The sequence below is a fragment of the Candidatus Viridilinea mediisalina genome, assembly GCF_002532535.1.
Lineage (GTDB): Bacteria > Chloroflexota > Chloroflexia > Chloroflexales > Chloroflexaceae > Viridilinea > Viridilinea mediisalina.
In genome coordinates this window covers 1-16,868 of sequence record NZ_NQWI01000111.1, presented here as the reverse complement: position 1 = coordinate 16,868, position 16,868 = coordinate 1, and the positions used below count along the sequence as shown (strand labels likewise).

General features: G+C 59.6%; 14 protein-coding genes. 7 read left to right on the top strand and 7 right to left on the bottom strand.

Going from position 1 to position 16,868, the window contains the following annotated elements:
• The 3 genes from CJ255_RS23705 to CJ255_RS22960 all read left to right on the top strand — a co-directional run.
• The coding region (locus tag CJ255_RS23705; protein WP_165774782.1) for a hypothetical protein at positions 1-289 on the top strand (289 nt) is incomplete at its 5' end.
• A gap of 10 nt (positions 290-299) precedes the next feature.
• A complete protein-coding gene (locus tag CJ255_RS17485) occupies positions 300-1,502 on the top strand; it encodes a glycosyltransferase family 4 protein (RefSeq protein ID WP_097645388.1) in 1,203 nt (400 codons plus the stop codon).
• A 117-nt stretch (positions 1,503-1,619) separates the two neighbouring features.
• Complete coding sequence (locus tag CJ255_RS22960; RefSeq protein ID WP_124681991.1) at positions 1,620-3,362, top strand: tetratricopeptide repeat protein; 1,743 nt, start codon at positions 1,620-1,622, stop codon at positions 3,360-3,362.
• 44 nt (positions 3,363-3,406) lie between these two features.
• Here the strand turns inward: CJ255_RS22960 and CJ255_RS17475 are convergent, their stop codons facing one another.
• From CJ255_RS17475 to CJ255_RS17450, 6 genes are all read right to left on the bottom strand, one after another.
• Complete coding sequence (locus CJ255_RS17475; protein WP_097645387.1) at positions 3,407-3,733, bottom strand: hypothetical protein; 327 nt, start codon at positions 3,731-3,733, stop codon at positions 3,407-3,409.
• A gap of 206 nt (positions 3,734-3,939) precedes the next feature.
• Entirely contained in the window at positions 3,940-4,140 is a 201-nt protein-coding gene (locus CJ255_RS17470) for a hypothetical protein (RefSeq protein ID WP_097645386.1), read from the bottom strand.
• 183 nt (positions 4,141-4,323) lie between these two features.
• The gene (locus CJ255_RS17465) at positions 4,324-5,019 is read right to left on the bottom strand and encodes an ABC transporter ATP-binding protein (RefSeq protein WP_097645385.1); all 696 of its coding nucleotides are present in this window, start codon (positions 5,017-5,019) and stop codon (positions 4,324-4,326) included.
• 1 nt (position 5,020) lies between these two features.
• On the bottom strand, positions 5,021-5,836 hold the full coding sequence (locus CJ255_RS17460; RefSeq protein ID WP_097645384.1) for an ABC transporter ATP-binding protein: 816 nt from the start codon (positions 5,834-5,836) through the stop codon (positions 5,021-5,023).
• Positions 5,837-5,946: 110 nt separating this feature from the next.
• Positions 5,947-8,190, bottom strand: coding sequence for an ABC transporter permease (locus tag CJ255_RS17455; protein ID WP_097645383.1), 2,244 nt, complete (start codon positions 8,188-8,190; stop codon positions 5,947-5,949).
• A gap of 79 nt (positions 8,191-8,269) precedes the next feature.
• Entirely contained in the window at positions 8,270-9,754 is a 1,485-nt protein-coding gene (locus tag CJ255_RS17450) for an efflux RND transporter periplasmic adaptor subunit (RefSeq protein ID WP_097645382.1), read from the bottom strand.
• A gap of 467 nt (positions 9,755-10,221) precedes the next feature.
• On the opposite strand from CJ255_RS17450, the gene CJ255_RS17445 reads away from it, so the two are divergent.
• Positions 10,222-11,964: a hypothetical protein gene (locus CJ255_RS17445; protein WP_097645381.1), complete on the top strand. Its 1,743-nt coding sequence runs from the start codon at positions 10,222-10,224 to the stop codon at positions 11,962-11,964.
• Between the two features lie 96 nt (positions 11,965-12,060).
• On the top strand, positions 12,061-12,960 hold the full coding sequence (rarD, locus tag CJ255_RS17440) for an EamA family transporter RarD (RefSeq protein WP_097645380.1): 900 nt from the start codon (positions 12,061-12,063) through the stop codon (positions 12,958-12,960).
• Positions 12,961-13,081: 121 nt separating this feature from the next.
• Here rarD and lysA read toward each other — a convergent pair whose 3' ends face one another.
• Entirely contained in the window at positions 13,082-14,392 is a 1,311-nt protein-coding gene (lysA, locus tag CJ255_RS17435; RefSeq protein ID WP_097645379.1) for a diaminopimelate decarboxylase, read from the bottom strand.
• Positions 14,393-14,548: 156 nt separating this feature from the next.
• Between lysA and CJ255_RS17430 the strand changes: the two genes are divergently transcribed.
• Together CJ255_RS17430 and CJ255_RS17425 are read left to right on the top strand one after the other, a co-directional pair.
• Positions 14,549-16,324: a glycoside hydrolase family 15 protein gene (locus tag CJ255_RS17430; RefSeq protein WP_097645378.1), complete on the top strand. Its 1,776-nt coding sequence runs from the start codon at positions 14,549-14,551 to the stop codon at positions 16,322-16,324.
• A gap of 33 nt (positions 16,325-16,357) precedes the next feature.
• Positions 16,358-16,843, top strand: coding sequence for a hypothetical protein (locus CJ255_RS17425; RefSeq protein ID WP_097645377.1), 486 nt, complete (start codon positions 16,358-16,360; stop codon positions 16,841-16,843).
• The last annotated feature ends 25 nt before the right edge of the window (positions 16,844-16,868 follow it).

Here is a 16,868-nt window from a genome sequence, read left to right as displayed (position 1 = left end):
CTCAGCCACCGCGACGGTGACTTCGACAAGCTCAGCCACCGCGCCGCTTGGCTTCGACAAGCTCAGCCACCGCGACGCTGGCTTCGACAAGCTCAGCCACCGCGCCGCTTGGCTTCGACAAGCTCAGCCACCGCGCCGCTTGGCTTCGACAAGCTCAGCCACCGCGCCGCTTGGCTTCGACAAGCTCAGCCACCGCGACGGTGACTTCGACAGGCTGGTTTCGGCAGGCTCAACCACCGAGCCAGCATCGCGGTGGCTGCGCCCCAAACTCCCGCCGCATGCTATATAATCGCAGCGTTATGCATGTACTCCAAATTGCCTGGGAATACCCTCCCCACATCGTGGGGGGACTTGGTCGTCATGTGGCTGAGCTAGTACCTGCTCTGGTCGAGCATGACGTGCGCGTGTCGGTGGTTGCGCCCCGTTTGCGCGAAGGTGCCTTTGCTGAAGGGGGCGATGGGATCGAAGTGCGGCGGGTTAGCGTGCCTGAAATGCCGTGGGCCGACTATCCGAGCTTTGTGACCGCGAGCAACCGGGTGCTGGCCCAAGCTGCCATGGCGCTACGCGACGAAGTTGGCCCGTTCGATCTCATTCATGCCCACGATTGGTTGGCCACCGAAACGGCGGCAAGCCTCAAGCACCATTGGCAGATCCCGCTGGTGGCTACGATTCATGCCACCGAGCGCGGGCGGGGGCGGGGGGTTTTGCACGGGCCAGCGGCGCAGCGCATTAACGATCTCGAGTGGCGCTTGGCCTATGAAGCCTGGCGCGTGATTGTCTGCTCCCATTTTATGGCGCGACAGTTGGGCGACTACTTCCAAACTCCGCTCGATAAGATTGATGTCGTACCTAACGGGGTGCATATTGGCGGAACCCCCTTCCGTGATGCGGATCACTGGCTGACCTTTCGGCGGCGTTATGTGGCCGATGATGAACGCATGGTGTTCCACGTCGGGCGGATTGTCTATGAGAAGGGATTGCACGTTCTGCTTGATGCCTGGCCACTGGTGCTCTCACGCTTGCGGGCGCGCCTCGTGATTGCTGGCATGGGTGAAAGCTTGGAGGGCCTTAAGGCCCAAGCGCATGCGCTTGGCATCCAAGACCAGGTCCATTTTACCGGCTTTATTGCCAACGAAGACCGCGACCGGCTCTACCATGCTGCCGATCTGGCGATCTTCCCCTCGCTCTACGAACCCTTTGGCATCGTGGCGCTCGAAGCCTTAGCCAATGCATGCCCCCTTGTGGTGAGTAACGCGGGTGGTCTGGCCGAAGTGGTGCAACAAGGCATCACTGGCCTTGTAGTGCCCGCCGATAGCTCACGGGCCCTTGCCGATGCCATTATTGCAGCCCTCAGCCGCCCCGATATGGCCCGCTCGCGGGCCGCAGCCGCCCTGCGTGATGTACGTGAGTACTATACATGGTCGCGCATTGCCCAAGCAACGAAAGTTGTCTACGAACGGGTAATGGGCGAGTGGCACAATACATCATGGGGGAAGGATTAGGTTTATCTGGGATGCTCCGTAGCGACTTGCGAGGACGCGAGGACGCGAGGACGCGAGGACGCGAAGCTAGTGTTGCTTCGCCTCACGCATCCTCAAAGGGTAGAACGAGGTTGGCGTATGAGTGGCAATAATCTTTTAGCTCAAGCTATGGCCGCTGCCCGCGCTGGACGCAACCAAGAGGCTGAGGCTATGCTGATGAAGGTGCTGCAAGCCGACCCACGCAACGAGACGGCATGGCTCTGGCTCTCTGGGGTGACCACAAGCCCTGAGCGGAAGCGTACATGCCTCGAACGGGTACTCACGCTTAACCCGCAGAATACCCATGCGCGCCAAGGGCTGGCACGCCTTGGTGTGGCCCCGTCTACGTCCTCACGTCCCGCGTCCTCGCCGCCTACGTCCTCACGTCCCGCGTCCTCGCCGCCCGCGTCCTCGCCTCCCGCTGCTGCGCCTCCCGCTGCTGCGCCTCCCGCTGCTGCGCCTCCTGCGTCCTCGCCGCCCGCCGCCCCACCTCCCGCGTCCTCGCCGCCCGCGTCCTCGCCGCCCGCGTCCTCGCCGCCCGCCGCCCAGCCGCCCTCAACCCTCTCAGGTCTTGTGTTACCTCAGATCAGCGAAGAATCGGACACCCCTTGGCTCAATGCTGCCGACGGGCCAGCCGAGGAAGACCCCAAGGTTGAGTCGGCTGTGGCTGCGATTGCCGCAATGGTTGCCGAGCCGCCCAAGCCAGAGCCGGAGCCGGAACCAGAGCCGGAGCCAGAGCCAGAGCCAGAGCCGGAGCCAGAGCCAGAGCCAGAGCCAGCCACTGGCCCAACCGAACCACTTCCAGCTCAAGAGGCACCACCTGCCCCCAAGTTGCCCTGGTGGAAGCGCATGATGGGCGAACAACCCGCAGTGGCGACCGTTGCAGTGGCTGCAAGCGCCAATGAGCAAACAGGCGAACTACCAGCAGGCCCAGCCGTTACCCAACCCAAAGCAAGTATCATCCCTGGCGGTGAAGCCGACGAAGAGCCTTGCCCCTACTGTGGGGCGACGACGCGGCTAAGTCACCGTTCCTGTCCAGCCTGCCATAAGAGCCTGATGACCATCGGCCAGCGCCGTGAAGAACGTTCGCTTGCGCTCAAGATTCTCGTTGGCATCTATGGCATCTTTACATTGCTCTTTCTATTGGCTAATTTGGCGCAGGTTGGTGATTTTGTGGGGATGGCCATGGATGGGCTTATGCCCGTTTCCATTGTGGCATTTGTGGTTATCTTCACGATCATCATCACCGCGCTTTTGGGTTCGCTTACTGCTGGGCTCTTGAAGCGCAAGGTTTGGGCTTACGTTCTACACTGGTGCAATGTACTCTTTGGGATCATCAATGTAGGCGCACTGGGCTTCTTTGTGCTGATTGTCGGTACGACCGAGTTTGCGTTTCTTGATGAGCTTGATGCCGAGACGGCTGAACTGGCGCTGGGCTTTATGAACATGCTCTCTGGCGTCATGATGGGCATACTCTTCTGTAACGTCATCATCCTCATGGTCTTCATTGGCCTCACCGTAGCCAGCCACCGCGACTTCTTTGCGCCCAAGGTACGCATGAGCGTTGCGGGCAACAGTGCTGGGCCGGAACCCTTCAACACTGGCGTTCTCTACCGCAAGCGGGGCATGTGGTATATGGCGGTACGTGCGTGGGAAGGGGCGGTTGCCTCGTCGGACAAGGATGCCACGGCTCGCCACGCCCTTGGTTTGGGCTATGCCCAACTCAAGCGCTACGAAGATGCCCACAAGATGCTGCTCAGTGCCCAAGCCCTCGACCCAGAGAATGATGGGCTCAAGCGCGATATTGCTGCGCTCGAGCGACGCTTGGCCAAGGCGAAATAGCAACGGGTTTGAGAGAAACCTAGTTCTCGCAAACCCGCTTGCAACTAGCTCAACACAGTAATTGGGCCATGGTCGTCACAGTGATCGCCGTGGCGATGGTGCAGGCGACCATTCACCAAGTAGTCGAAGTGATCGCCATGGGGCACGAGCGGGTGGCCACAGCCATCATGCGTACATGCACACTCAACCGGGGCACACCCATCAGGGTTGGTATCACTCACCGCGATCGTATGTTCATCATAGTGATCCTCGTGGGGATGGTGCAGATGACCATCATGCAGGTAGTCTACGTGGCCGTCATGCTCAATCCGCAGATGCCCACAATGCTCACTGTGAACATGGCTATGGTCCGCATGAATCTCGTGGCTCATAGGGTACTCCTTAGTTGAAGGAACGGCCTTGTTACCGTTCGTACCTTCATTGTAGAGCCTCGCAGTGGCGTTGCATAGACCTGTAGATGAGACGTAATACCATTTCAGATTGTAGATTGTAGATTGCCGAACATGGCGTCCCAATGGGCTTGGCATACTACCAGTGCTACGTGATGAGCGACGAGTGACCAGTGACGAGTGTGCCCCTACGAGTTTGTCTCATTCGTTGCCGGGCGCTGGTTGTGCATTGCTTCGGCCTTATTGAGCAGGAGGCGGCGCTCTTCAACCCCAAAAGTTTGATTGGCAGTGCGGCGCCACTCTTCGTTCGACTCATAGGCCCACTGGCCTGCCTCAGTGTGAATCCAACGTGGTGCCTTAAAACGCCGTAGTTCGAGAGCCGTAGTCATTGTGTAACAAACCCTTCTGTTTTGGAGAGAAGCAAGAACCCTCTTGAGTGTAGCTCGATCAGTTACAACTCCTTGAGCAGTTCAGAGGCTGTCTGAAAAATCTATGGTCTGGCGTTGGAGTGCCGGCTTCAGCCGGCTAAAGCCGGCACTCTAGCGTATGCCCCCGGCTTTTCAGACAGCTTCTCAGATCGTTTCTAGCAACACGCGCCCTTCGCGTAGGCGGAGTACCCGATCAGCGCGACCGACAACTTCAGCGCTGTGCGTAACCATCAGGAGCGTCTTGCCGCTTGTGCGTACAAGCCGTTCGAGCAGGTCAAGCACATAGCCGCCCGTCTCTGCATCGAGATTCCCAGTTGGCTCATCGGCCAAAATGAGCGCTGGATCGTGAACAAGGGCGCGGGCGATGGCAACCCGTTGTTGTTCACCGCCACTGAGCCGGTCGGGATAACTGTCGCCCCGTTCGGCCAAGCCTACCGCAGCAAGCATTGCTTGGGCCTGGGTTTGGGCCGCGTTGCCCGTGCGCCCATTCAATTCTAGGGGCAGCAGCAGATTTTCAAGCACGGTCAAGGTTGGCACCAGATTGAAGAATTGAAAGACAAAGCCAACCGCGTGTCGCCGCAAGAGCGTGCGTTCATGCTCACTCATGCGGCCCAGCGCCCGCCCCGCAACCCAGACCTCACCGCTTGAAGGCAGATCGATGCCACTCACGAGATTGAGTAGCGTACTCTTGCCGCTACCACTCTTGCCCACTAGCACCACCAACTCGCCCGCAGCAATACTGAGACTCAGTTCATGCAACACGACGCGGGTACGTCCGGCTTCCTCGTATGAGCGACTCACCTGTTCGAGCCGGATCAGCGGTTCGTGGATCTCAGACATACTACACCTGATCGAGCAATTCGTGCAACTGGGGGGCCACTGCGTGTAGCGCCGGGGGGAGTGCTTCGCCGCGTAGGATGGCTTGGCCCAAGGCCGAACTCTTGAGTTCGAGCAGTTCGCGCTCCAACTCGCTCGCCATCTGCACATCGCGTTGAATCTTGCCATCGCGGATGGTAATCACCCGCTGGGCTGCGGCTGAAACTTCGGTGTTGTGGGTGACAATCACGAGGGTGACGTTCTGCTCCCGGTTGAGCTTGCTGAGTAGCTTCATGATTTCAGCCGTGTTTTTGGTATCGAGGTTGCCGGTTGGCTCATCGGCAAGCAGAATAGCCGGTTGATTGGCCAGGGCGCGGGCGATGGCGACGCGCTGCCGTTCGCCGCCAGAGAGCTGGTTGGGCAGGTGATCGCCGCGTTTGGCTAAACCTACGAGCTCCAACAACTCCAGGGCACGGCGGCGGCGCTGCCCGCCGCGCATCCGTAGTTCGTACATGGGAACTTCAACATTTTCGCAGGCGGTGAGGGTTGGCAAGAGGTTGTGGCTCTGAAAGACAAAGCCGATGGTCTGCCCACGAAAGCGGTCAAGGTTGCGAACCTTAGCGATAGAGGTGCCATTGACAATCACATCGCCACTACTGGGGCGATCCAGCGCACCAATCAGGTTGAGAAGGGTTGACTTGCCCGACCCGGAGGGGCCAACAATCGCAACCACCTCGCCGCGCTTGATCTGCAGATCAACCCCATCGAGCGCCTTCACTGGCACACGTTCGCCATAGACGCGGGTGAGTGCTTGGGTTTCAAGGACGATTTCTTCATTCATTTCGATAGCTCTTTGCGTTCGCTTACGTTTGCGGCGATGCACAAGAAGCGAACGGTACGTCTGTTCTTCTGTTCTTCTGCTCTTCTGTTCTGCTTTGGGTATATCCGCTCCTACGAACCATCACGCAGCGCTTCAAGCGGGTGTAGGCGCACGGCGCGCCAGGCGGGTAGGATGCCGCCAATAATGCCGAGCCCTAGGGCCATCACAAAGACCCGCGCCATGTCGCTGAGGCTGTAGCTGGCGGTGAGGAATTCGCCGTAGTCGGGGGTCAGTTGAAAGAGCACATTCATGCCAATGCCGATCAGAATGCCCATGAGCGCGCTGAGCAGGCTGAGGGCGAGCGATTCGGTCATGATCAGGCGCAGTACGCGCCCGCTGCTCCAGCCGACGGCACGCATGACGCCAATTTCATGGGTGCGCTCGAAGACGCTCATGAGCATGACGTTCATCATCACAATGCCGCCCACGAGCAGCATCAGGCCCATGAGGGCGCCAAAAATGGCCTCCATGGTGGCAAAATCGGCCATGCGACTGGTGAGATCGGCGGTGGGGGCGACCAAGAGTTGGGGGTAGCGCTGTTCAATTTCAGCCGCGACCCGTTCGGCATGATCTGGGTTGTGTAGCGTAATGCCCAAGAACGAGACCTGGCGCGGTTTGCCGAGCAGACGCTGGGCTTCGCGGATGTTGATCACGGCACCACTGTCCTGATAGCTGATCCCGCTCTCGTAGATGCCAACAATTGTGAAGGTCTGCCCCGCAAAGCGTAGTGTATCGCCCACGTCCCGATCGAGGCTTGTGGCCGCTATGCGCCCGAGGATCAGTTCATTGTTGCGCTGGATGCTGCGTCCCTCGGTGGTACGGTAGCGTGTAATATAGCCCTCGCGTGGATCGAGGCCGTAGACCATGAAGAAGGGCACGCCGGGCACATTGGCTACGCCAAAGACAAGGCGTGAGACCGCTTTGACTTCAGGGTGGGCGCGGATGCGGTCGGCGATGCGCTCGTCAATCGAGGAGAACATGGCATCGGAGACGCCCGCCTGTTGTACGAGGACATCAGCTTGACCGGCGCTGAGTAGTTCGGTAAAGAGGCTGGTTGCGCCATTGGCGATACCACCCAGGGCAACAATCAGGCCAACCCCAAAGCCCAAACCGATCATCGCCATGAGGCTGCGGGTCGGGCGGCGCAAGAGGTTACGCAAAGCTGGCCCGCGCATGAGCGGCGCGAGCAGGCGCGCCGTCCAGCCCCAATGCACCGTCGCGCCCGCTTCGGAGCGCATGGCTTCAACCGGAGCGAGGCGGGCGGCGCGCCAAGCGGGGTAGCCCCCACCCACGAGCCCCAGGACGCCCGCAATGATAATTGCCTGACTAATGGCCGAAGGCTCAACTGTGCCACTGAGGAAGCCGCCCAAGGCGGGCGAGCGGGCCAACAGCGCCACGAGGCCCATTGCCATTAGCAGCCCAAGCAGGCCTCCAGCAGCCGAAATGATTAGGGCTTCACCAACAATCATGCCGACAATGCGCCGTCGCCGCCAGCCTAGTGCCCGCAGCACGCCAATCTCGCGGGTACGCTCGAAGACGCTCATGAGCTGGGCGTTCATCATGCCCAAACCGCCCACGAGCATCGCAAAGATGCCCAGGAACCAGCCCATAGAGCCATAGACCTCGAGGATTTCATCTTGGCTAGAGGGATCACCAGAGCGGGTGACGGCCAACTCAGGCCAGTGGGTCTCAATGGCCTCCTTCACCGCATCACGATCACGCGGATCGTGCAACTGGACTTTGAAGTAACTCACCTGGCGGCGGCGGTCGAACGAGCGTTGTGCATCGGCAAGGTGAATGACTGCGCCATTGTCTTCAAAGCTGGCACCTGTTTCATAGATACCAACAATGGTATAGGTCAATTCATTAACGCGAAACTTTTCACCAACCTGTTTACGCAGACTCTCAGCCGCACGGGCCCCCAGCATGATCTCGCGGCGAGCGATGATCGGGCGGCCCGCGACAATCTGGTAGCGCGCGAGCGAAAAGCCACGCGGATCCTCGCCTGCAACGAGGAAATAGGGCGAATCGGGGGTAGCCTCAATTCCAATCACGGTCGCATCAACCTGCGCGACACCGCGTATGCGGGCGATCTCATCGCCGACCGACTCATCAATCGAGCCGATCATAATCATCACCGCATCCTTCTGGCTCACTAGCAGGTCGGCATTGCCGGTCACATTGACACTAAAGCCACGGGCCATGCCTTCGCCAAAAGCGGAAAGCACGATCACGGCGGTCACCCCCACCGCCACCCCAAGCATGGTGAGCAGTGTACGCATCTTGCGGCGGAGGAGATTTTTGAGGCTGAGCATGAGGCTACCTTATGGGAGGATACAGAAAATAGAAAATAGCAAATAGAAAATAGCTATTTCCTCGCTGCTACACCCTTCATCACAAATCTCCAAGCGAGACCGTTGCGGTCATGTTCCAGCGTAGCCGCTCATCCCAACTGCGCGGTGTGACGGTTGCGGTGAAGATGACATCGCCCTGATGGGCGGTGCCACGGGCTTCGATGGCGCTAATGACGCCTTCGAGGTAGAGGTCAGGGATAGCATCGAAGCTCAGTTGTACCACCTCGCCTTCGCGGACAAGCACCACATCGAATTCGGTGAGGTCGCTGGTCTCAATCTTCCATGCGCTCATGTCGGCCAGCACGATGGCGGGCTCGTGGGCGTTGGGGTGGACACCCTGCTCAAGGTTGATTTTGACAATGGTGCCAGCGAAGGGGGCGTGCAGGGTTGCTTTGGCCAGCATCAATTCGGCCTGTTCGAGGTTGGCTTGAGCCACGCGCACGCGCGCATCGGCGGCGGCAACGGCGGCAGGTTGGGGCGCAGCTTCAACCTCAGCGAGCCCGGCTTGGGCCTGGGTCACGCGGGCTTGGGCGGCGGCCAATTCGCCCGAACGGGCGCTACCGGTCAACTGATTGAGCCGCGCTTGAGCCGCACTGACGCGGGCCCGCGCCCCGGCGATCTGGTCGGAATCGGCTCCGGCGAGCAGTTGGTCGCGGCGGGCTGCGGCTTGGGTGATCTGCGCTTCAGCGGCAGCGATCCCATTCTGTTCGGCGAGGCGGGCATGTTCGAGGGCGAGGTGGGCCTGTTCAAGAGCCGCCTCACTGCTGGCCACAGCACGCAACGCGGCAGCCTCGGCATCCTTGCGTTCTTGGGGCAGATCATCGTCGGTATAGCGCCGTTCCAACTCAATGTTTTCCCAATAGATGCGACTATAGGCATCCTGGGCATCACGTACCACATTGGCCGCTTGGCTCAGGCGCAATTCCGCATCATGCTTCGTGGCTGAGAGGGCGTCACGCTGGCTCTGCAAACTGGTCTGGGCTTGGGTAAGGGCCGCCTCCGCCTGGGTCAACTCGGTCGTACGGGGGCCAGCGGTGAGGCGAGCGAGCAGGGCTTGGGCCTCTTGCAGTTCATCGCGGGCGGCCTGAATCTCTGCCGCAGTAACGCGCCCGGCGGTCTGTTGAGCGGCGGCGCGGGCCTGGGCGATCTGCGCCTCGGCAGCGGCAACTACTGCTTCGGGGGCACCGGCGAGCAGCAGTTCATACTGGGCAATTGCTTCATCGAGGGCAGCGCGGGCCTGGGCGACAGCCACTTCATGCTCTGCGGTTGCGAGGTGCGCCAAGGCAGCGCCCGCCTCGACCTGCGTGCCTGCTGTCACCAAAACCTCCGCTACCGCCGCTGACTGTTCAAAGCGCAATTCGGCATGGCGGATCGGCAAGACGCGACCATCAACAATCACCAACGCAGGCTCTGGCTCACTAAAAAAATCGGGGGTTGGCGTTGGCGTCGCGCCCAAGCCAGCACATGCACTCAAAAAAACCAGCGTCGTACAGCAGAACCCAACCCGAAGCAGTGTGGTAAACATTGGTCACCTCCAACGTGCCCCAGCAAGCGGCACACGCGGACGGCGACATCGCACAGGGGCGTATGTCGTCGCTAGGCAAACTCCTGTAGTCAGGGGCGCGAGCCGTCCCAAGCCGAACAGATGTCATCTCCTTGGGCTATTATACGTCGCGGGCGGGGCTTTTGTTTCGTCCCAGAGAATGATTTGTGCCTAGCACCCCTGGTGGGGATGTGCTCTTTGACCCTCACCCCCCTTCCCCCTCTCCCGCAAGCGGGAGAGGGGGCGAAGACAGCGAGATTCTTGGCGTTATTTCGCGCTAACAAAACCCTTCTTGTGCGATGTTGGCGGCGAAGCCGCCAACATCGCACAAACAATGGGGTTTGGGGCGCAGCCCCAAGAGCGGGTTGCAGGGCGGTAGCCCGCGCCCCGCACACGGTGTCGCAAAGCGTACTATAATTTAGGCGTAGCGCTTTACCAAGGAGGGTGCGATGTTACGTCGCATACTGGTGCTGTGTGTTGGTGTGGCGGCCCTGTTCGCATTTGACGGTGGTGGGGTAGCGTCGGCAGCGCCTGTTCAGCAGGTGCGTGAAGTGGAGGCTCAGGGGCCAAATGGTACCTGTGCCGAAGCGCAAGTGCTGGGAGCGATCACGGGGGCGGTGCGGGTACGGGGGAGCATTGAGCCTAACCCTGAAGTGCCGGCGCATGCCGAGGGGGTTGACTTCTTTCGCCTGACGGCTACGCCCGGTAGCCAATTGATGCTTGCGATTCGCGGCAATCCTTCGGGGCAGGGGACGTTGCGCGATCCGCTTTTGGGAGCGTTTGCTTCCGACTGTAGCTTGTTGCAGTATGTGGATGACGCCTATGGAAGCCTTGAACCAACGATGTACCTGGTGGTGCCAGCGGATGGGATTGTGACCCTGGCGGTGACGGCCTTTTCCGATTTTGATTTTGTGGGTGCTGGTTATAGTGGTGGCAGCTATGCGCTCACCATTGAAGAGATTCAGCCGATAAGCGGCGTTACTGGTCGCTTGGTTGATGGGCGGACTGGGGCTGATCCTGATCCGAACATGATGCTGCTCCTCCAGCGTTGTTCCTTCGATGTCTGCGTGACCGTTCAAGAAACCTATATTCAACAGGATCGCTTTAGCTTTACTAGCCAACCCAATTGGCCCCTGTTTGCCGGAACCTACCAGGTGATCGTGCGGAGCGACGCCTACCACACGCTCACCCTGGGACCCTTTGTGGTTGCTGCGGGGGCGCGCTACGATCTGGAGGTGGCCTCCCTCGATCCGTTGCCCCTGATTGGCTCGGTGAGTGGGCGGATTGTCCATGCCCATACCGGCCAACCCTTGGGCCATCTTCGCAACTATATCAGTTTGGGCTACTGCACTGAGGATGATTGCTGGGATATACGGGCAAGCATGAGCGTTGATGCTGATGGGCGCTTTCAGATTGTCGCCAGTGACGCGGATCGCCCGCTCACCCAGGGTGAATACCGCCTCTTCATCGAGGTGGAGCAGTTTGTCTTTGCGGATTCAGGGCCATTCATGGTCTATGGCGGGCAAGCATTCGATCTTGGTGATCTCTTCATTGAACCCAAACCACTCCAGTTCTTTGATCATCATGGCTGTGAGAACATTCCTGCTGCGGGCGGGCTCTGCGCCTATGGGTTACGTGTGGTGAATAGCCAACCCTATACGGTGCATCTGAATGTCTGGAGCATCATCGAAGTTGGCAGTGAACATTATGGTGTATTCCAGCCCACTGAGGCCCAGGCGGTGAGCCTTGGGCCAGGCGAGGGGCGCACCTTCCACTTTGAACTCTACATTCCCGCCGAGGTGCCCAACGAGACCTACTTCTGCGCTATGCTCTACATCGCCAACCAAGGGCCGGGCTTCTACATGCAACCGCGTGCCAGCAACTCCATCTTCTGTGGCTACAAAGGCGATCCCTTGGTTGATGATTGGCTGCCACTGGACGATGAGGTGCTGATCGACGAGCCCGTAATGGAAGCCCCGCTGGCCGACGAGCCGGTGATGGAAGCCCCGCTGGCTGACGAGCCCGTAATGGAAGCACCGCTGGCCGACGAGCCCGTAATGGAAGCGCCACTGGCCGAAGAAGAACCTATGACCGACGAGCCCGTGGCGGAAGAACACGGCACAGAGGAACATGGGACGGAAGCATTGCCATTCATGGGCTATGAAGTTATAGAAGGCAACCGTCGCCGTTAAACGAAGCCGCCCCCGCAAAGCTATGATTGTTGCTGTTTGGCGGCTTCGCCGCCAAACAGCAACAATCATAGCGAAGTTATGAGGAACAAAAACATCATGAATCGAGGAGTATGGTACGCTGCCGGAGCCTATGTTCTTTGGGGGCTATTACCGATTTTTTGGAAGGCTCTGGCGCATGTGCCGACGCTCGAGATTTTGGCCCATCGGGTTGTGTGGGCGCTCGTTGTAGCCTTGCTGCTCGTCGCACTGCGCGGGGGCTGGCGCTGGATTGGCCAAGCCCTACGTAATCGGCGGGTGGTGGGGGTCTTTGTCCTGACTGCGATACTGCTCTCGTTCAATTGGGGGCTCTATATCTGGTCGGTCAATAATAACCATGTGGTTGAAGCTAGTTTGGGTTACTTTATTAATCCTTTGGTCAATGTCTTTCTTGGGGTTGTCTTTCTGCGTGAACGCTTGCGCCCCGGCCAGGCTCTTGCGATTGTGGTAGCACTGGCGGGAGTGAGCTTCCTTACTATCACCTATGGCACTCCGCCGTGGATTGCGCTGATCTTGGCGGGCTCTTTTGGCCTCTATGGGCTGCTGCGCAAGACGGCCTCGCTGGGCTCGCTTGAGGGCTTTACGCTGGAGACCATGGCGATGTTTGTGCCTGCGTTCGTCTTTTTGGTCTTTGTTGAGTTGAGTACAGGTGGTGCATTCTGGCACATGGGCCCATGGACAACGCTGCTCCTGGTTGCCTCGGGGGCGGCCACGGCGGCCCCGCTGCTGCTCTTTGCCGCCGGGGCGCGTTTGGTGACCATGACGACCCTTGGTGTGTTGCAGTATATCGCGCCAACGCTCCAATTTCTCTTGGGTGTCTTCCTCTATGGCGAGGCCCTCAGCCCTGAACGGCTCACCGGCTTCGTGATTGTCTGGATCGCCTTGGTAATCTATACCATTGAGGGGGTGATCAGCAGCGGACGGGCAGCCCGCGCCCGCCGCGCTGAGGTTGTGCCGTGATACCATTTTGGATTGCAGATTGTAGATTGTAGATTGTAGATTGTAGATTGCCGAACATGGCGTCCCAATGGGCGTTAGCGTTCTTGATTAGGCAGCATGTTCAAGGGTAATTGGGATAACACTACCCAAGTACATGATCACGCGCCAACAGGTCTTCTTCGCGCTCGCGGCGCTGGATGAGCTGGGCGCTGCCGTTGCCTAGCAACAACAGGGCCGGGCGGGGCGTGAGGTTGTAGTTGCTGGCCATGCTGAGGGTGTAGGCCCCTGTGGTCGCTACTGCGAGCAGGTCGCCTGGAACCGCAGGTGGCAAAGCTGCATCGCGCAGGAGCACATCACCCGCTTCGCAGTAGCGTCCGGCTACTGCTACGGGCGGGCCGGGCGGCGCACTGGCCTGGTTCGCCAACAGGGCACTGTAGTTTGCTCCATAGAGCGCCGGGCGCAGGTTATCGGCCATGCCACCATCAATGTGCAGGTACTGCACCTGGCCATGCTGCACTTTACGGGCCACCACGCGGTAGAGCGCAACTCCCGCACGCGCAACAATCGAACGCCCCGGTTCCAGGGTAAGCCGGGGCAGGGGTAGCCCGTGTGCGGCACAGGCGCTACGCAGCGTCTGGGCCAAACGTGCCGCATACTCCGTCAGGTCGGGAAGCGGCTGCGTGGCCGTATAGGGTACCCCCAGCCCACCACCAGGACTCAACTCACGCATCGTCAGCTTGTAGTCGCGCTGCACCTGGGCGGCTGCTTGCACCAATACTTCCAGCGTGGCGCACAGTTCATCCAGGGCAAAGAGCTGCGAACCAATATGGGCATGGAGGCCATCCAGACGCAGACTCGGCGTAGCCAGAAGCTGTTGCACCGCAGCAGGAAGGGCGGCTAGGGGCAGGCCAAACTTGGATCCACTGCCGCCCGTCGCAATATGGGCATGGGTCGCCGCCTCGATCTCAGGGGCCAGGCGCAAGAGTACGCCTTGGGGCTGTGAGCGGCCCGCGCTCAGTTGGGCCAGCCGCGCCAGCTCATCGAGATTGTCTACCACGAGTGAACCGACCCCCCACGTGAGGGCTCGCTCCATTTCGGCATCACTCTTCGCATTGCCGTGCATATGCACATGGGCCATCGGCAGGCCAGCGCGTCGCGCTACGAGCAACTCAGTGCCCGAAACAACATCTAGGCCCAAGCCCTCTTGGGCTACGATTTGGGCAAGCGCAAGGTTGAGCAGCGCCTTACTCGCATAATGGATCCGCACTTGCAACCCGGTTGAGCCAAAGGCCGTCTGATAGGCGCGCATCGCCCCGCGCACCGTTGCTTCATCAAGCAGATAGAGCGGCGTACCATACGCATCCGCCAGTGCAACCGTATCGCAGCCCCCCAAATAGAGCCGCCCGGAGCGCACTTCGGCGCTAATCGGCCAAATGTGTGCAGCATTGAGCATGTACAATAGTATATCATCTGCACGCCTCCCGGCGGGGGGTTGGTGGCGGCGAAGCCGCCTTTAAGAAAACACTTTTTGTTCCGTGTTGGCGGCTGCGCCGCCAACACGGAACAAAAAGCGGTGGTTGGGGCTTAGCCCCATAACGAAAGGAAAAACATGAACTACCCTCCCATTACCCAACACGGTCTGATTGGCGATCTCCACACCGCCGGATTGGTCGCCATGGATGGCGCGTTGGTCTGGTTGGCATGGCCCCGTTTCGACTCGCCCAGTATCTTTGCGGCCATCCTCGATCATGTGCGGGGCGGCAGTTGGCGCATTGCGCCCCAAGCGAGCTATACCAGCACGCAGCACTATGAGGAAGATAGTGCCATTCTGCTGACCAGTTTTGCCACCGCTGACGGGCGGGTCGAATTGATGGATTGGATGTCGCCATGGGAGGGGCCAACCTCGGAACACGATCTCTTCCGGTTGGTGCGCTGCACCGAGGGCAGTGTAACCCTGGTTGGCCGTTTTGCCCCCCGGCCCGACTATGGGCGGGCTATGCCCAGATTAAAGCACAGTGACAGCGGGCTGACCTTTGAAGCCCACGGTGAACTGCTGGCCCTCGCGAGTAGCCACCCGTGGCAGAACGATGGGGTTGAAGCGACCTTGGAGGTTACCTTGCAGGCTGGCGAGCAGTTGTGCTGTGTGCTCTGCTCGGGGCGCGAGGCGCGGCTTGAGGTGATTCCGCGTGAACTGGAGATGACGCGCGCCTTTTGGAGTTCATGGATTGCCCATTGTAGCTACCAAGGACCTTGGGCCGAGTTGGTGCGACGTTCTGCCATTACGCTCAAGTTGCTCACCTATGCGCCTAGTGGGGCGATTATTGCCGCACCCACCACCTCGCTGCCTGAATGGATCGGCGGCGAACGCAATTGGGACTACCGCTATACCTGGTTGCGCGATGCCTCGTTTACGCTCGATGCGCTCTACCGCTTGGGGTTCCGCGAGGAGGCGTGTGCCTTCTTTCGTTGGCTTGGCGAGCAGGGCCGCCGCCATGGGACGCCGTTGCAGATCATGTATGCCGTGGATGGTGCGGCCAAGCTGACCGAAGAGATTCTGCCCCACCTTGAGGGCTACCGGGGATCACGTCCGGTACGCATCGGCAATGATGCCTACCACCAGCGCCAATTGGATGTCTATGGGGGCGTTTTGGATGCCGCCTACCTCTACGAACAGGAGGGCAGCCTCTTGGCCCCTTGGCAGTGGGCCGTGTTACGCAGCGAGATTGATTTTGTCTGTGAGCATTGGCAGGAGCTGGATCAGGGCATTTGGGAGGTACGTTCGCCTGCGGCGGCCTTCACGTTTTCACGCCTGATGTGTTGGGTTGCGCTTGATCGGGGCATCAAGTTGGCCGAACAGCATGGCTGGGACTATGATCGTGAGTTGTGGCAGCGTACCTGCGCTGCGATTCATGCCGATATTGTAGCGCATGCTTGGAGCGAAGCGGCGCAGGCTTTTACCCAACGCTATGGTGCCGACGACCTCGATGCGAGCCTGTTGGTGCTCCCCATGGTAGGCTTCCTGCCGCCCGACGATGCGCGGGTGCGTAGTACAATACAGCAGATTGATCAGGTTCTGGGCGAGGGCGCTCTCGTCTACCGCTACCACAGCGAAGACGGCCTCAGCGGTGGTGAAGGGGCCTTCCTGCTCTGCTCCTTCTGGATGGTTGATGCGCTGATTGCCATCGGCGAGGTAGAAGCAGCCCAGCGCCGCTTTGAGCAACTGATCAGCTACGCCAGCCCCCACGGTCTCTTGAGCGAAGAGGTTGACCCAGCCACAGGTTTTGCGCTCGGCAACTACCCACAAGCCTTTAGCCACATTGGGCTGATCAACAGTGCTTGTCGGTTGGCTGAGGTGGTATCGAAGGATACAGCAACGAGCACATAGGAAATAGGTTTGCGGCATAATCAAGAATGCTCCATGTTCGGCAATCTACAATCTACAATCTACAATCTGCAATCTGCAATGACTCAAACCCTCGCTTGCCATAGTTGTGGCCATGCCAATCGTCTTGTGGCCCGCTACTGCGGTGCCTGTGGTAGGCTGTTGGCCGCCGAGCAGCGTTTTGCACTAGGCACGCTGCTCGGCGCAGATGGACGCTACCGCGTGGAGCAGCGTTTAGGCGCGGGGGGCTTTGGTGAGGCGTATCTGGTTGAGGATGGGCAGTTGCAGCGTTTGTGTGTGGCTAAACGGCTCAAATTGCAACCAACCTGGTCGCCTGAACGGACACGAACGATTGTGGAGCATTTTGAGCGCGAGGCGCAGTTGTTGGTGGCGCTCAATAATCCTGGCCATCCCAATATCCCAGAGATCTTTGCCTATCTACCTGCGAGCCACTGCTTGGTGATGAAGTATGGCTCTCTTGGATTTCCCGGGCTTTTATCCGGTTTTCAGCCGAAACTGTGAAAACCGCCTCTGTTTTAGCGCATCA

What these genes read in the sequence shown, in the direction of transcription:
- CJ255_RS22960 (WP_124681991.1), top strand. Translation starts at nt 1,620, where the DNA reads ATGAGTGGCAATAATCTTTTAGCTCAAGCTATGGCCGCTGCCCGCGCT.
- rarD (WP_097645380.1), top strand. Translation starts at nt 12,061, where the DNA reads ATGAATCGAGGAGTATGGTACGCTGCCGGAGCCTATGTTCTTTGGGGG.
- CJ255_RS17455 (WP_097645383.1), bottom strand. Translation starts at nt 8,190, where the DNA reads ATGCTCAGCCTCAAAAATCTCCTCCGCCGCAAGATGCGTACACTGCTC.
- CJ255_RS17425 (WP_097645377.1), top strand. Translation starts at nt 16,358, where the DNA reads ATGTTCGGCAATCTACAATCTACAATCTACAATCTGCAATCTGCAATG.
- CJ255_RS17445 (WP_097645381.1), top strand. Translation starts at nt 10,222, where the DNA reads ATGTTACGTCGCATACTGGTGCTGTGTGTTGGTGTGGCGGCCCTGTTC.
- CJ255_RS17430 (WP_097645378.1), top strand. Translation starts at nt 14,549, where the DNA reads ATGAACTACCCTCCCATTACCCAACACGGTCTGATTGGCGATCTCCAC.
- CJ255_RS17470 (WP_097645386.1), bottom strand. Translation starts at nt 4,140, where the DNA reads ATGACTACGGCTCTCGAACTACGGCGTTTTAAGGCACCACGTTGGATT.
- CJ255_RS17485 (WP_097645388.1), top strand. Translation starts at nt 300, where the DNA reads ATGCATGTACTCCAAATTGCCTGGGAATACCCTCCCCACATCGTGGGG.
- CJ255_RS17465 (WP_097645385.1), bottom strand. Translation starts at nt 5,019, where the DNA reads ATGTCTGAGATCCACGAACCGCTGATCCGGCTCGAACAGGTGAGTCGC.
- CJ255_RS17450 (WP_097645382.1), bottom strand. Translation starts at nt 9,754, where the DNA reads ATGTTTACCACACTGCTTCGGGTTGGGTTCTGCTGTACGACGCTGGTT.
- CJ255_RS17475 (WP_097645387.1), bottom strand. Translation starts at nt 3,733, where the DNA reads ATGAGCCACGAGATTCATGCGGACCATAGCCATGTTCACAGTGAGCAT.
- lysA (WP_097645379.1), bottom strand. Translation starts at nt 14,392, where the DNA reads ATGCTCAATGCTGCACACATTTGGCCGATTAGCGCCGAAGTGCGCTCC.
- CJ255_RS17460 (WP_097645384.1), bottom strand. Translation starts at nt 5,836, where the DNA reads ATGAATGAAGAAATCGTCCTTGAAACCCAAGCACTCACCCGCGTCTAT.